The organism is Rhizobium sp. AB2/73 (genome assembly GCF_020871915.1).
GTDB lineage: Bacteria > Pseudomonadota > Alphaproteobacteria > Rhizobiales > Rhizobiaceae > Rhizobium > Rhizobium dioscoreae.
This window is the reverse complement of sequence record NZ_CP067072.1, coordinates 1119989-1134164: the sequence shown is the minus strand read 5'-3', so window position 1 is coordinate 1134164 and position 14176 is coordinate 1119989. Positions and strand designations below refer to the sequence as shown.

Here is a 14176-nt window from a genome sequence, read left to right as displayed (position 1 = left end):
CTGGTATATACTATCGGTACTGTGGACAACAACAGGGCGCGGGCGTTCGTAGCCGACGTCGTGATCGATGCCGCGCCTTAGAAGCTCGGCGGCGTGCAGGCGCTGATGACCTCGCAGGGATATGGCCCGACACAGCGGAAGCGATGCGGGCGGCGACTTTCGAAGTAGTAGGCATCACCCGGGCCGAGAATGCGGCGTTCGTCATCCACTGTCACCTCCAGGCGGCCGGTGAGCACGATGCCGCCTTCCTCTCCCTCGTGCACCAGTGGCACCTTGCCGGTATCGGCGCCCGGCTGATAGCACTCCTTCAAGATCTGAAGGCTGCGGCCGAAGAGGTTTTCGCCGATCTGCCGATAGGAAATCGGGCCTTTGCCGATTTCAACCAATTCCTCGGCCGCGTAGAAAGCTTTTTTCGGTGCTTCCGGTTCGAAGGCGAAGAATTCGGCAAGGCCGATCGGGATGCCGTCGAGGATGCGTTTCAGCGCACCGACGGATGGATTAGCCGAATTGGATTCGATCAGCGAGACCGTCGAATTGGTAACGCCCGCACGCTTGGCGAGTTCGCGTTGAGAAAGATTGTGCGCCAGGCGCAGATGACGCAGGCGATTGCCGATATCGACGGACATGACGGTCTCGGGTTTCAGATGTTCGAAATATCGAAAACATCTCATGTGATATAAGCAAAATCAATGGGTTAAATTCAGCAAGAAAAGGTCTTGTTCGGAACAGGAAAATCGCTGATGTCAGGGATAACGCAATGGAGGCGACCATGGATAAGATCACGCATTCCAACACCCCTGTTCTCGAAAATTTCTGGATGCCGTTCACGGCAAACCGGCAGTTCAAGGCGGCTCCGCGCCTGCTCGCAGCCGCCGACGGCATGTATTACACCGATGTCGACGGCAAGAAGGTGCTTGATGGGACAGCAGGCCTCTGGTGCGTCAATGCCGGCCATGGCCGCAGGAAGATCGCACAGGCGGTCGAGCGCCAGCTCTCCACCATGGACTACGCGCCGACGTTCCAGATGGGCCACCCGATCGCCTTCGACTTCGCGGCAAAGCTCGCCGCGCATGCGCCGGGCGGTCCGGAGGCCGGGCTCGACCGCGTGTTCTTCACAGGCTCCGGTTCCGAGTCGGTCGATACCGCGCTGAAGATCGCCATCGCTTATCAGCGCGCCATCGGCCAGGGCACGCGCACCCGCATCATCGGCCGGGAAAAGGGCTATCACGGCGTCGGCTTCGGTGGAATTTCCGTCGGCGGCCTCGTCAACAACCGCCGCGTCTTCCCGCAGATCCCTGCCGATCACATGCGTCACACTCTCGATATCGAGCGCAATGCCTTCAGCAAGGGCCTGCCGACCCATGGCATCGAGCTTGCGGAAGACCTCGAACGGCTGGTCGCGTTGCACGGGGCTGAAACGATCGCCGCCGTCATTGTCGAGCCGATGTCCGGTTCTGCCGGCGTCGTCCTGCCGCCGAAGGGCTATCTGGAGCGGCTGCGCGCCATCGCCGACAAATATGGCATCCTGCTGATTTTCGATGAAGTGATCACCGGCTTCGGCCGCCTGGGTACCCCGTTTGCAACCGAATATTTCGGCGTTGTTCCCGATCTCGTCACGACGGCAAAAGGCATCACCAACGGCACGATACCGATGGGCGCCGTCTTTGCCAGCCGCAAGATCTATGATGGCCTGATGACCGGCCCGGAAAGCCAGATCGAGCTCTTCCACGGCTATACCTATTCCGGCCATCCGGTCGCCTGCGCCGCCGGGCTTGCGACCATGGAAATCTACGAGGAGGAAGGCCTGCTGACGCGTGCGGCCGAACTGGCCCAGGACTGGCAGGATGCGCTGCATTCACTGAAGGGCCTGCCGCATGTAGTCGATATCCGCAATCTCGGCCTAGTCGGCGCCGTAGAGCTCGCGCCGCGCGGTGGCTCCCCGGGCACGCGCGCCTACGACGTCTTCGTCGATTGCTTCCAGAAGGGCCTGTTGATCCGCGTAACCGGCGATATTATCGCTCTTTCTCCGCCGCTCATCATCGAGCGCGCAGAGATCGAAACGATCGTCTCCATGCTTGGCGATGCGTTGAAGCGGGCGGCCTGATAATTTCTGGACCTGACCGGCGCGGACAGCGTCGGTCAGGCTCGACAAGGATCGCCTTGCACATGCAAGGCTGGCTTCGAACCATCGATCTTTCGAGGAGCGATCGTCTGGGCGATATGATGGCTGAAGTCATCGGCACCATAAGGTGGATAGTGCCATCGATGCAGTCGACTTCGAGGTTCCTGGTCATTCAGCGGCGAGCGGCCGGTGATCGTGCTCAATCAAATGATGGAGGCGACACGAGCCGCCGGTTCGATCGGTATTCCCCGACTGTATGTAACGGAAGGTCCCGGTGCCGTAGACAGTGCCGCGAAACAGGGCAGTCTGTCTCTATGCTTCGGTCTCGGCAGGGCAAAGGTACTATCCTTCATACGGGACAGACGCCGATGTTGAAATACAATCGCCGGCTCAAGCAGGCGATCCTGCGGGATAGGCTGCCGATTGCAGATATTGTCAACTCCAGGATCATTTCGCTCGAAGATGCTGCACACGGATATGAGAGTTTCGATCAAGGTGCTGCAACGAAGTTCGTGCTGGATCCGTAGGGCGAGCTGGCGAAGGCGTCGCAGAGAGGAAGAACTCACAGGATCATGGAGTGATCCTGAGGTGAATACGGACCGAGGCGGAGGTTGCCATCTCCGTCTTCGGTCTCGTAGAGGCGAACGCATAGAAGTTTGCCGGACAAGAAAGTGGCGGCAAGAGCCAGAGACGGCATCAACTACCCCTCGACACGCCGGCAAGGTTTGTGCACCGCCATAGAGCATTTCCAAGCAAGTATGAACCGCAGCACGCCTTTGCCGAAGTTTTCAGTTCATGTCCGGAAATGGCCAATCGGGGCGGAAAATTTGTGAAAATTGAGCGCCTTTGCTCTCCAAAGGCGGCTGTAAAGCCCGATTATCGACAATAATGACGTATTGTGTTGCCATTATACATCTATCCTTTACATATATGCGGGCATCCATGCGGAGGAGCTTCGTCATCGCTTCCTAAGCAACGGCGGCTTGACAAAGAACGCTAACCTGAAGAGATCGGATCAATGGCAAACTTTCTTGAGAAATGGACTTCAAAAAAGGCTGATAAGCCGAAGGCTGGCGCACGCAATGTTGTCGATACATTTCGTGCTCGAGTAGCGGAACAGAAGGCATATCTGGAGGAGTACGAGCGAGACGCTGCAGGCTTCAAGAAGTGGCGCTCCACTTGGTTCCAGCGTGTCCCCGGTGGCTTTGGCGTGACGGTCGGCCGCGACTCCGTCAATGCCGGTCGTGGATTGAGCTACGTCGTTGTCGACACGGTCAAGGACGTGGCTGAGTTTCTCGATGATCTGGCCTTTCATGCGGAGAATGATGTCGGCTTCCAGCAGGCTCTCGAGCAGAACCGCCAACGTCGCGTCGCACTCCTGAACGCGGCAAAGACAGGAGGCAAGGCAACGGCCTCGAAGGCGAAGGCTGCCAAGCCCGCGGCAGCAGTAAAGTCGGCCGCTACCAAGCCTGCTGCTACCAAGGCAGCATCAAAAGCTGCGGCACCCAAAGCTACCCGGACAAAGGCTGCTTCGGTTGCTGCTCCCGCACCGGCTGCTGCAGAGGCAGCAAAGCCGAAGCGCACGCGCAAGACGAAGGCTGCAGGCGCAGCAGAATAAGACTAAGAAGCCCGCTTCACGCGGGCTTTTTCTTGCCTGAGACATGCTGATGTCATCGAAGATGTGTGGCTGTGCCATCGAACAAGCATCATGACGGATGTATCTTCGACATTGCCCGGCCTCAGGGGGTGAACTGAACCGGAAGAAAGACGCGCGCTCAATAAGGTAACTATGCGGCTATTGGTGCTGACATATTGATTGGAGCTCCTAGCGCATCGGATCGAACCTGCCGACAGTCGGTGATGCTGCCATCAGACCAGGCAGCAATCGTTGTAGTGAGTGCTTCGGGGCAGCGGCATAAGATCGCTACAGGCAAATGTGTTGAGCAGGACTCTGCTTGAGCTGAGCGATCGTGGCGAGTGGGCAATGACGCTCCGCTCGGAGAAGGTTCATTCCATGCCATGCGGTAATCCGAAAGGAGCGGGTACAAGCCGCCCCTTTTCGGTCGATCTCGCCTCTTCTCGCTATGAGCCTTGATGGCGGCCGCGACTTCGTTCTTCGCCGGCTACATCTACCCGAAAACGCGTACGTTGCGGCGGATCGTCTGCGGCGGCTGGCCGAGCACGCGCAGGAATGCGCGACGCATGCGCTCGCGATCGCCAAAGCCGACTTCGGTGGCGATTTCGTCCATCGAATGGCGGCCATCTTCAATCATCAGTCTCGCAGCCTCCACCCGCATGTTCTCGATCGCCTTGGCGGGGGATTGGCCGGTTTCGCTGCGGAAGACGCGGTTGAACTGGCGTGGGCTGAGGCTTGCCGCCTCCGCCAGCTCCTCGACCGATACGATCTTGCGCAGGTTTCGTCCGGCAAAGTCGAGCGCGCGTTGAACACGATCGGATTTCGGCTCCAGTTCGAGAAGTGTCGAAAATTGCGACTGCCCGCCGGCGCGGCGGTGATAGACGACGAGCTTTCGGGCCACTGTTCGTGCCAGCTCCTCGCCGTGATCCTTCTCGATCATCGCAAGGGCGAGGTCGATGGTGGCGGTCATGCCCGCCGATGTCCAGATGGAGCCATCAATGATGAAGATCTTGTCTTCATCGACCTTCAGCGCGGGGAAGCGATCCCGCAGCTCTCGCGCAAAGACCCAATGTGTCGTTGCGCGGCGACCATCGAGCAGACCGGCTTCAGCCAGAGCAAAGGCGCCGGTGCATGGAGCCGCGACGCGCCGGGCGGATTTTGCTACCCGACGGATATAATCGAGGATCGCCGGAGATGTTGATGAAACTTCCGTCGCCGCGCCTATGAAAAGAGAATCAAAGGCAGCGTCGCCAAATGCCTCCGTTTCGACACGGAACCCCGCCGATGAGCGTACAGGCCCTCCCGTTTCCGATAGCAGCGTTACACGATAGAGCTCCCTCTCGCTCGCCAGATTTGCAACCTCGAAAGCGGTCACCGCGGTAAATCCCATGACTTGAAAGCCGGGGAAGACGAGAAATCCGATGGAATGCATTGCAAATGCTCACGGCTGGAAAAGGTGCTTATAGCATTATCGGTCGCAAACGGCATCAATTTTTTACGATTCCAGTCATTGTTCACCGTTCTGAATGTCTGAAAACGTAGTGAATATGACATTTGGGTCATCGGCATTCGCGCGTATTGTCATCGCAGCGGGATAGTGACGCCGCAGGACAAGGAATGGAAACAATGACAAATTCATCGGGCAAGGCATTGGTAACGGGCGCATCTTCGGGCATTGGCGCCGTCTATGCGCACAGGCTCGCCCATCGGGGCTACGACCTTATTCTGGTGGCGCGCAATGAAGACCGGCTTTCGGCGATTGCGGATCGGCTGCGTGCCGAGACGGGACGCAAGGTCGAAGTGATCGCCGCAGATCTCGGCTCGCCGAACGGGTTGCGTCGTGTGGAGCATGTGCTGAAGACGGATGAAGCGATCACGCTTCTCGTCAATAATGCCGGCTTTGGCGGGGCGGCACCCCTTTTGGAGGCCGATGTCGACAAGATGCAGCAGATGATCGATCTGAATGTCACGGCGCTCATGCGGCTGACTTATGCAGCGGTGCCAGGCTTTGTTCGGCGTGGTGGCGGCTCCCTTATCAATATCGCGTCGATCGTCGCAATCGCGCCGGAATTGCTGAATGGCGTTTATGGCGGCACGAAAGCCTTCGTCCTTGCCTTCAGCCAGTCCCTGAAGCATGAGCTGGCGGACAAGAATATTCGCGTACAGGCAGTTCTGCCCGGCGCGACTGCAACGGAATTCTGGGCGGTCGCCGGTGTCCCCGTCGAACATCTGCCATCGGAGATCGTTATGTCGACCGAGGATATGGTCGATGCAGCGCTGGTTGGCTTTGATCGGGGCGAGCTTGCGACGATCCCCGCTCTCGAAGACGTCGATTTGCAGAAGGCTTATGAAGATGCACGGCAGGCCTTGAAGCCCAATCTTTCGCGCTCTACCGCAGCTCGCCGTTATCGAGTGAAGTAAGAATCTGTCGAATGAATAGCGTGGCCGGCATTCACATCATGCCGGCCGGTCATTCAAAAGCCATAAAACTGGTGAGGTTCGGAAAGGCAAGACGGATCAACAGGATCCAAGCATCGGCTGCATAGGATATCACGTAATACCACTTATGCGTCAGGATCTATCCCAGCCAGTATCGACGTCATTCATCAGGACCTGAATGAGAAGGTTCGCCGTGACCAAAGCAGATCTGCGAGGTTCAATGCGATGTATTCCATCCAAGACCGCACTCCCGTCTCCATCGTCATTGCGAACTACAACTACGCGCATTTTCTAAGGCGCAGTATCGACAGCGCGTTGGATCAGGATTACGACGATGCCGAGGTCATAGTTGTCGATGATGCATCGACCGATGCGACGGCTGACGTCATCGCCTCCTATGGCTCGCGAATAAAGACATGTCTGCGTGAGGTGAACGGTGGACATGCTGCGGCATTCAACACCGGCTTCGCATCCAGCCACGGCGAGATCGTGCTGTTTCTCGATGCGGATGATTATCTCTATCCGAATGCTGTATCAGAGGTTGTTGAAGCCTTTGAAGAGAAGACAGCCCAGGTGCAGTTCAGGCTGCATATCGTTGATGAACAGATGCATGTAAAGGATGTATTTCCGCCTGTCGAATTGCCCTTCGATTCCGGCGATGTCACTCCGGAATTGCTGCGGAAAGGCCGCTATCAGACGACGGTCACCAGCGGTCTTGCGTTCAAGCGTTCGGTGCTGGACAAGGTCATGCCGGTCCCGGAACCGGAGTTTCGCCAGGGTGCCGATGGATATCTTGCCACGGTTGCGCCGCTCCATGGCGAAGTGACCTCCATCGAAGATTGCCTCGGCGCCTATCGCATACATGGCGCCAATCACTCCGTCTTTGCCGAAAAGCTCGGTCAGCGCGCGCGCTGGCGCATAGCGCATGATTTCCACCGGTTGGAAGCTCTGACGGATCAGGCAACGGAGATCGGGTTGGACATGCCTGATGATGCCGGCCTGCGCGATCCCGTCCATCTGGAGGAGCGTCTGGCATCGCTTTGCATCGACAGGGACCAACATCCTGTTGCGAATGATTCCAGGCTCTCTCTTGCCATGGCCGGCGCGGTTGCCAGTCTCAAGATGAACGCATCGCGAAAGCGTCGCCTGATGCTGGCCGGATGGTTTCTTTCGATCGGTGTCCTGCCTCGGGATATGGCAAAGACCATCCTATCGTGGAAGCTTGTGGCTTCGTCCCGGCCTCCGTTTCTCCTGCGTCTCTCGAAGACCATCAGGCATGCAATGGGATAGCTGGATTCCGGGAGATACGGAGCATCTCGCGCCAATGGATCGACAGTGATCTATTCGGCCGTGCCTGATTTGCGCGAAGGTCCCATCAAGGCGTCGACCACGGCTTGATGATGGATATTCCTGTCATAGCGGCTGTCGATTGCAAGCTGCATCAAGCCGGCAAAGGCGCTTTTGGCGGAAGGTTTCTTGCCCTCGCCGCGGAGATAGGCAATCAGCCGGCGATAATTTGCATTCGTCTTGATCTCCAGCGGATTGCCGGCGCCCATCTTCTTCAATGGCCACCACGACCAGCCGATGCCGTTTTTCTCCTGCAGCGCCACGGCGCGGGCATACCAATCATTATTGTTTTCGCCGGATTCACCGTTCCACAGCGGCATATCATATTGCTCGCGCAGCTTCAGGAAGGGTTCGATCGATTCCTGCGTCGTCGGTGTCCAGTATTTGTGAAAGCTGAGCGCCGTGTTGCGATCGTCGATCGGCAATATGCCGGCATAGTTATTGCCCCAGCAATTGCCCTCGATGACAAGCATATGGTTGGTGTCGATCGCGCGGATGGCGCGGATGGTGCGCTGATAGATGTCACGCAGCGGCCGGTTTTCGGTCTCCCGGCAGCCGCCCTTGTCTTTCTTGTCCTGAAAGCCCCAATTCGGCTCGTTGAGCAGATCATAGCCCGCGATCGTCGGCTCGTCCTTGTAGCGACGGGCGATCTCGCTCCACAGCGCGATCATCATTGCCTGGTTCTCATCGCTGTGCCAGAGCGACGGCTTGTTCGGATTGCGATCGGAAATGGCGATGTCGTGACCCTGGCCGCCAGGTGCCGCATGCAGGTCGAGGATCAGGTACATGTCATTGGCTTTCAACCAGCGGATCAAAAGGTCGATCCGCCGAAAGCCCTCCTCGTTCCAGACAATATTCTTGGACGTGTTTTTGCCGTGCCTGTCCTTGATGAACAGGTTCCAGTGCATCGGCAGGCGCACGCTATTGAAACCCCATTTGGCCATCGCGTCGATATCGGCTTTCGTTATCGCATTCTCGCGCCAGGATCGATAGAATTGCTCGGTCCTTTTCTCGCCGATGACTTCGGAAATGCGGCGGCGAATGATGTGCTGCGCCTTGAGATTGGCAAGGCCCATCATGTAGCCTTCCTGCACCATCCAGCCGCCGAGGCCGAGACCGCGCAGGATGAGGGGATCGCCCTTGCCGTCGACGATCCGCTGATGATCGGCGCGAACGAATCCCTCGGCCTGTGCCGGCGGTGCAAATGACCCCAGGCATAGAATGGACAGGCTGGCGAACAGCAGCAGAAAATGCCTCATGAATCCCAACTCGCGTGAAACTTTGGCGCCATGTGGGCAAGGTAGCGCGCAGAGGGCCGAAATCTCGTGACAGCATCTACGCCGGTCGCTCCAATGGTGCGCCGAAGATGATTTCCTGATAGGCAGCAAGCAAGGCAGGTTCCTCGATGGAGCCATGATGGTGGAGCTGACGCCAGACGCCGTCGATCCGGGTGAACCAGCGTGTCGTGCGGATGCGAAGCTCGATACTCCTGTCGGACGTGACGCAACTTCCCCGCTCCCGGCCAACGAACAGGTGCCAGTCATCACCGCCCTGGCTGGTAAAATCATGGAATGCGACTTGGACTTTCGCCTTTCCACTAAACAGCTTTGCATAGCCTTCACGGATCGACGGCCATCCGCGCCGTATGCCTCCAATTGGGTTGTCCATGCTTGGCTTGTCGCCATCGGCCCAGTTGGCGGCGAGTGCGTCCAGGTCGCCGGCATTGAAGGCGCGATAGAAGCCGATGAGCGCATCAAGAGCGCTGCCATCTCCCTCCATGTTTTCGCTGCCGGTAATGTCAGTCAAAAGCTTTGTCATGTCATGTTCTCCTATTGTTATGCGTCGGGACCTTGGGCATTCTCCTGAGGAGCGCGGACCAACACCGCAATGGTGAGGTCGATCGCCAAAGCGAGAACCATTGCGCCGGCTCCGATCAAGAAGAGGACGCTGTAGTTTCCGCCGGTTCGGGCGAAGATGAAGGAAAGTCCGTAAGCCGCGGCCGCCTGAAACAGGGCAAAGAATACGGTTGCCAGGCTCCATGCGACCTTCTGCTGCGCCGGATGATGCGGCAGCAACTCCGCGATCCTCCCGAGCATCAGGGGAACCGTACCGGTTACGAAGGCGCCGACGATCAGGCTTGAGGCGATGAGCCAAGCCTGCCCGAGACCAAAGGTGGGAATGGCGACTGCGACAGCCTCGAGAAGGAAGGCGAACCGCAGCGCTGCGGCAAAACCCGTGCGATCGGCCAAATGGCCGGCGAGGATGGGGCCGATGGTCGCGCCGAGGCCAAACAGCACCCAGTATTCCGCGCCGACCTGCAAGCCCTCTCCCAAGCCGCGGGCAACGAAATCGACGAGGAAGATCATATGCGGAACCCAGCCGGCGGCATTCAAAGCATATTCGATGTAGAGCGCGCGCAGCGTCCAGCGTTTCGGGACATGCGTGGCATGATGGCTCGCGGCGCTGTGGCCGGCGATCTCGCGCGGCCATCCGGCCCAGGCGATAATCGTAAGCAGCAGCGATAAGGCGCCGAGGCCGAGCCATGTCTCACGCAAGCCCTGTCGCAGCAGCAGGGGCACCAATGTGCCCGATAGTGCGACGCCGGCGCCGATGCCCATGAAGATTATACCGCTGGCAAGCCCTCGGCGAGACGGTGCGATCAGCGGCAGGACGGTCGGCGCTGCCAGAACCATCAGGGTGCCACCGGCAAGGCCGGCTGCAAAACGCCAGGCGAAGAACCATTGAAAGCTGAGGGGGAAGGCGCAGGCAAAGAATGCTGCCGTTGCGGCAAGCATCATGATCCTGAGCGTCAGGACAGTGGAGGCACGGGCGGCGACCGTCCGCCCGAGCAATGCGCCGACCAGATAGCCGGAAAGATTTGCGGCACCGATATAGGCAGCCGCCGAGGCTTCGAACCAATTGTTGTCGACGATGGCGGGCAGGAGTGGCGTATAGGCGAAACGGGCAAGGCCGATACCGATCAGGCAAGCGCAGAATGCCGACAGGATGGCACGCCATGCCATATGGGCATCATGATGGTTCCGGTCGGTTTCGTGCGTGGCGGTTTCGGTCATGGGAACTCTCTCAGCTATCTGTGCTTGAGAGAATACGCCGCGCGTTATATCATAAAAAATGAATTATTATGAGAGCAGTTATCTCTATCGGAGATAAGAGGAAGATGGACCTATCCGATCTTAGGGTATTCGAAGCGGTATCGCGGCACGGCAGCATGAACCGGGCGGCGCAGGAGCTGCACACCGTTCAATCGAATGTGACGGCGCGGATCCGGGCATTGGAAGAAGAGCTGGGCGTCAGCTTGTTCCAGCGGCATGCCAGGGGCGTGTCGACCACGCCGGCGGGGCAACGAATTCTGCCATTTGTCGGTCGCCTAACCAAGCTTCTGGCTGATGCCCGCACCGCCGCCAAGGATGATGGCGAGCCGGGCGGAACGCTTTCCCTCGGTAGTCTGGAGACGACCACGGCGCTGCGATTGTCGCCGCTCCTCGGCCAATTCGCCAAGACCTATCCACAGGTGCGCCTCGTCGTCGCGACCGGTACGACCCGCCGACTGATCGACGATGTCGTTTCATGTCGGGTCGAGGGCGCCTTCGTGGCGGGTCCCGTCAGCCATCCCGATCTTGAGCAGGAGGTGATCTTTCAGGAAGAGCTTGTTCTCGTGACATCGCCCGCCATTGGCGGCATGGAGGATTTGGCCGGCATTGTCGATCTCAAGACCATCGTCTTCCAGATCGGATGTTCTTATCGGCAGCGGCTGGAGTCGCTTCTTGCCGATATGGGTATCGTCACGTCGAAGCCGCTGGAGTTCGGCTCTCTCGATACGATCGTCAGCTGCGTGTCGGCCGGTGTCGGCATCACTCTCCTGCCGATGGGCGTCGTCGCTGCCGCTGTCCGGGAGGGCAGGGTTGCAATGCACGAGCTCCCGCCGGAGCGGTCGCTGGTGGATACGCTCTTCGTGCGCCGGAAGGACGCCTATACGTCCAGTGCGATGACCGCGCTTCTCGATATGATCCGGTCAACCCGTCCGATTAACTCGAAGCCATGATCTCCTGCCAGGCGCGATAGGCCGAAAGCACGGTTTCCATCTGCGCGGTATGGCCGGCGATGAATGCGTCGCCGTAAACGGTCTCGTCCGGATATTCGGTGATTAAGGTCATGGGCACCGTGTGGCGGTCGTCGATACTGGCAAGGCACGGGAAGCCGTTGATGATGCGGAAGCCGGTTTCGCCGGCATGGATTTCATAGAGTGCGATCTGGCGATCGTTATAATCCAGCAGCCCCGGGATGGCGCCAAGGTGCCTGGTGACCTTGTCCAGAAGGTGCTCTGCCTGAGCCGCCCAGCCGGAATGATAACGGGCAATCAGGAAAAAGCCCTTCGGCAGCGTCCACATGGCGAAGTTGCGCGGGACATAGCCGGAGAGCGGCCGCGTCCATTCATGCGCCGGATAGCCATGCAGGTTGACGTGCAGCCGCGCGCCGCTCAGCCTTTCCGCCTGGAAGCGGATTTTCTTTTCGAAGAGATGGGGGCCGGCAGTCTCTTCAGTCCGATATTCGAGATCGTCGCCAAGCGCTGTATAGCGGGCGGCATGATACATATGGCGCGGGCTGTCCTGGCGCAGACGCTGATGAAGGGCGTAGCCATCCGGATTTTCCAGCGGCGAGATGGTGAAATGCGCGCCGTCGATCCCTGCCAGCCGACAGGCCGCGCGCAAGGCACCCGCACCCCCGGTCGTCTCGTTGGCGTGTTGCCCACCGCTGATCATCACGGCCGCGTCGCTGCCTTTGATGTAGCGCGCTCGAACTGTGCGGCCGGAGCGTGTGACGGCCTCGAATGCTTCGCCGCCGATCTTGTTAAGCTCGGCCTCGATCTGCTGCACGGCTAGAGGTTCGATTGCCGTCTCGATTTGCTGCTCCGGGCCATCCCAGGAGCGAGTGGATAGCGGCTGCGTTTCGACTTTGACAGAGATTTGGCCAGAGGACTGCAGGATCTGCGGAACAATCTGCCCCGGCTTCAAGCCGCGATCGCCGAGCGGGCGGCCGGATTTCTTCTGGAAGAATTCGAGCAGCGAGAAATAAAAGTCCTCATGCAGCGCCTCACGAAGGCTCATGACTTCGTCGCCGACGGACAAGGCCTCGTCCAGCATCGGCAGGGCAACGCGAATGTTCAGTTCCTCGAAATAGGGTTCGCTTGCGCCCCAGTCGAAACAAGTTATCGCAGCGATCGTCTCTTCGAAAAGTTCTTCATAATCGGTGCTCAACCGTTCGCCCGCCGCACCGTCATCTCTGATCAGCCAGCCGGTCGGGGAAACGCTAGTCTCGCTGGCGGCATCGATATGGATGCGATTGGGCGCCAGCACCTTCAATTGGCGCTCTTCACCGGCTTTGCTTTTCAACAGAACGTCATAGTGAAAGCCACTGTCAGCTCTTGCGGCAAAGGTGATCTCGCGGGTTCCCACCATTGCCGCGAGCGGATAGGCTTCCAGGCGGAAGCGGTTTTCCGGTGCGTTGGGATGAACCGGATAACGGATCTCGATCGCATTCACATCATGCAGGTCGATTTCCTCGATGAACGCATTTACCAGTGGCTTGTAGGCGCTGCGAATGCGGGCCTTTATGCCTTTTTCCGCCAGCTCACGTTCAGCCTGCTGGCGGCTTTCTCTATCATCGAAAGTCCATGCCTCGAAGTTCTGGCTGGGTCTGGCATCGGCGACAAGGCGCGACAGCGTGCGCTCAAAACTTCTCTCGAAAATCACAGTCATGATGTCTTACCTTGTCGTTCTGCCTGTTGGGTCGAGGCTGTCGCGCAGCCAGTCGCCAAGAAGATTGAGGCCAAGTACGGTCAAAAGGATTGCGACTCCGGGGAAGAGGCTGACCCACCACGCGGTTTGCAGATAGGTGCGGCCATCGGCCAACATGCCGCCCCAGCTCGGAATGGTCGGGTCGACGCCCAGTCCGAGGAAGGTGAGGCTGCTTTCCAGAAGGATATTGTTGGCAATGTTGAGCGTCATCAGCACGATCACCGGTCCGATGAGGTTCGGCAGCAGATGCTGGAAGATGATGCGCCAGTCTTTGACGCCGATCGCCCGCGCCGAGAGAATGAATTCCCGTTCGCGCAGGCTCAGCACCGAGCCGCGCACGAGGCGCGCATATTGCACCCATTGCGATACGACCAGCAGGATGATCGTGTTGGTGAGACTGCCGCCGACAATGGCGATGAAGGTGATCGCCAGAAGAATGAAGGGCATGGCAAGCTGGACGTCGGCAAAGCGCATCAGCAGCATATCCCAGATGCCGCGATAGTAGCCTGCGGCAAGCCCTACCAGCACGCCGAGAACCACGCCACCGATCACGGAGGTGAGGCCGACGGTCAGCGATATCTTGCCGCCGGCGACGACGCGGGCCAGCACATCGCGGCCGAGGGGATCAGTGCCAAAAGGATGGGCGAGGCTGGCGAAGGGCCTTGCAAGCCTTGCCATCAGATCGATCTTTTCCGCGCCGCCCGGAAAAAGTACGTCGGAGAGAAGCACGGCAAGGCAAATGACAGCCGTGAGCAATACACCGAATATGAATTCGAAGCTGTAGAAACGCGAACGGTGAGAAACTGTGGCGGCCAT

Annotated in this window: 12 protein-coding genes and 1 pseudogene; 6 read left to right on the top strand and 7 right to left on the bottom strand. The window is 58.7% G+C overall.

The genetic code is table 11. The features are described from left to right. Positions 1-77 precede the first annotated feature (77 nt). A complete protein-coding gene (locus tag I8E17_RS24930; protein ID WP_069610031.1) occupies positions 78-626 on the bottom strand; it encodes a cupin domain-containing protein in 549 nt (182 codons plus the stop codon). 143 nt (positions 627-769) lie between these two features. Here I8E17_RS24930 and I8E17_RS24925 point away from each other — a divergent pair, with 143 nt between their 5' ends. From I8E17_RS24925 to I8E17_RS24915, 3 genes and pseudogenes are all read left to right on the top strand, one after another. Continuing rightward, the gene (locus I8E17_RS24925) at positions 770-2104 is read left to right on the top strand and encodes an aspartate aminotransferase family protein (protein ID WP_069610430.1); all 1335 of its coding nucleotides are present in this window, start codon (positions 770-772) and stop codon (positions 2102-2104) included. A gap of 83 nt (positions 2105-2187) precedes the next feature. Then, positions 2188-2649 (top strand): annotated as a pseudogene (locus I8E17_RS24920) (formaldehyde dehydrogenase, glutathione-independent); the annotation flags it as partial. A gap of 491 nt (positions 2650-3140) precedes the next feature. Beyond that, complete coding sequence (locus I8E17_RS24915; RefSeq protein WP_069610030.1) at positions 3141-3740, top strand: hypothetical protein; 600 nt, start codon at positions 3141-3143, stop codon at positions 3738-3740. A 511-nt stretch (positions 3741-4251) separates the two neighbouring features. On the opposite strand, the gene I8E17_RS24910 is transcribed toward I8E17_RS24915, so the two are convergent. Beyond that, the gene (locus tag I8E17_RS24910; RefSeq protein WP_069610029.1) at positions 4252-5190 is read right to left on the bottom strand and encodes a GlxA family transcriptional regulator; all 939 of its coding nucleotides are present in this window, start codon (positions 5188-5190) and stop codon (positions 4252-4254) included. 194 nt (positions 5191-5384) lie between these two features. Here I8E17_RS24910 and I8E17_RS24905 point away from each other — a divergent pair, with 194 nt between their 5' ends. Together I8E17_RS24905 and I8E17_RS24900 are read left to right on the top strand one after the other, a co-directional pair. Further along, positions 5385-6179: an SDR family oxidoreductase gene (locus tag I8E17_RS24905; protein ID WP_069610429.1), complete on the top strand. Its 795-nt coding sequence runs from the start codon at positions 5385-5387 to the stop codon at positions 6177-6179. Positions 6180-6422: 243 nt separating this feature from the next. Further along, positions 6423-7487: a glycosyltransferase gene (locus I8E17_RS24900; RefSeq protein ID WP_069610028.1), complete on the top strand. Its 1065-nt coding sequence runs from the start codon at positions 6423-6425 to the stop codon at positions 7485-7487. A gap of 50 nt (positions 7488-7537) precedes the next feature. Here I8E17_RS24900 and I8E17_RS24895 read toward each other — a convergent pair whose 3' ends face one another. The 3 genes from I8E17_RS24895 to I8E17_RS24885 all read right to left on the bottom strand — a co-directional run bounded on the left by I8E17_RS24895 (position 7538) and on the right by I8E17_RS24885 (position 10618). Beyond that, entirely contained in the window at positions 7538-8803 is a 1266-nt protein-coding gene (locus I8E17_RS24895; protein ID WP_069610027.1) for a glycoside hydrolase family 5 protein, read from the bottom strand. A 76-nt stretch (positions 8804-8879) separates the two neighbouring features. Beyond that, positions 8880-9362 (bottom strand): nuclear transport factor 2 family protein, encoded by a 483-nt coding sequence (locus I8E17_RS24890; protein ID WP_069610026.1) that lies wholly within the window; start codon positions 9360-9362, stop codon positions 8880-8882. 17 nt (positions 9363-9379) lie between these two features. Further along, positions 9380-10618, bottom strand: coding sequence for a YbfB/YjiJ family MFS transporter (locus I8E17_RS24885; protein WP_113366194.1), 1239 nt, complete (start codon positions 10616-10618; stop codon positions 9380-9382). A gap of 104 nt (positions 10619-10722) precedes the next feature. Here I8E17_RS24885 and I8E17_RS24880 point away from each other — a divergent pair, with 104 nt between their 5' ends. Then, entirely contained in the window at positions 10723-11607 is an 885-nt protein-coding gene (locus I8E17_RS24880) for a LysR family transcriptional regulator (protein WP_069610025.1), read from the top strand. Here I8E17_RS24880 and I8E17_RS24875 read toward each other — a convergent pair. Beyond that, positions 11591-13321, bottom strand: a complete 1731-nt coding sequence (locus I8E17_RS24875) for a M14 family metallopeptidase (protein ID WP_069610024.1) — start codon at positions 13319-13321, stop codon at positions 11591-11593. The genes I8E17_RS24880 and I8E17_RS24875 overlap by 17 nt on opposite strands. Before the next feature lie 6 nt (positions 13322-13327). Beyond that, on the bottom strand, positions 13328-14176 hold the full coding sequence (locus I8E17_RS24870; RefSeq protein ID WP_069610023.1) for an ABC transporter permease: 849 nt from the start codon (positions 14174-14176) through the stop codon (positions 13328-13330).

What these genes read in the sequence shown, in the direction of transcription:
- I8E17_RS24930 (WP_069610031.1), bottom strand. Translation starts at nt 626, where the DNA reads ATGTCCGTCGATATCGGCAATCGCCTGCGTCATCTGCGCCTGGCGCAC.
- I8E17_RS24925 (WP_069610430.1), top strand. Translation starts at nt 770, where the DNA reads ATGGATAAGATCACGCATTCCAACACCCCTGTTCTCGAAAATTTCTGG.
- I8E17_RS24915 (WP_069610030.1), top strand. Translation starts at nt 3,141, where the DNA reads ATGGCAAACTTTCTTGAGAAATGGACTTCAAAAAAGGCTGATAAGCCG.
- I8E17_RS24910 (WP_069610029.1), bottom strand. Translation starts at nt 5,190, where the DNA reads ATGCATTCCATCGGATTTCTCGTCTTCCCCGGCTTTCAAGTCATGGGA.
- I8E17_RS24905 (WP_069610429.1), top strand. Translation starts at nt 5,385, where the DNA reads ATGACAAATTCATCGGGCAAGGCATTGGTAACGGGCGCATCTTCGGGC.
- I8E17_RS24900 (WP_069610028.1), top strand. Translation starts at nt 6,423, where the DNA reads ATGTATTCCATCCAAGACCGCACTCCCGTCTCCATCGTCATTGCGAAC.
- I8E17_RS24895 (WP_069610027.1), bottom strand. Translation starts at nt 8,803, where the DNA reads ATGAGGCATTTTCTGCTGCTGTTCGCCAGCCTGTCCATTCTATGCCTG.
- I8E17_RS24890 (WP_069610026.1), bottom strand. Translation starts at nt 9,362, where the DNA reads ATGACAAAGCTTTTGACTGACATTACCGGCAGCGAAAACATGGAGGGA.
- I8E17_RS24885 (WP_113366194.1), bottom strand. Translation starts at nt 10,618, where the DNA reads ATGACCGAAACCGCCACGCACGAAACCGACCGGAACCATCATGATGCC.
- I8E17_RS24880 (WP_069610025.1), top strand. Translation starts at nt 10,723, where the DNA reads ATGGACCTATCCGATCTTAGGGTATTCGAAGCGGTATCGCGGCACGGC.
- I8E17_RS24875 (WP_069610024.1), bottom strand. Translation starts at nt 13,321, where the DNA reads ATGACTGTGATTTTCGAGAGAAGTTTTGAGCGCACGCTGTCGCGCCTT.
- I8E17_RS24870 (WP_069610023.1), bottom strand. Translation starts at nt 14,176, where the DNA reads ATGGCCGCCACAGTTTCTCACCGTTCGCGTTTCTACAGCTTCGAATTC.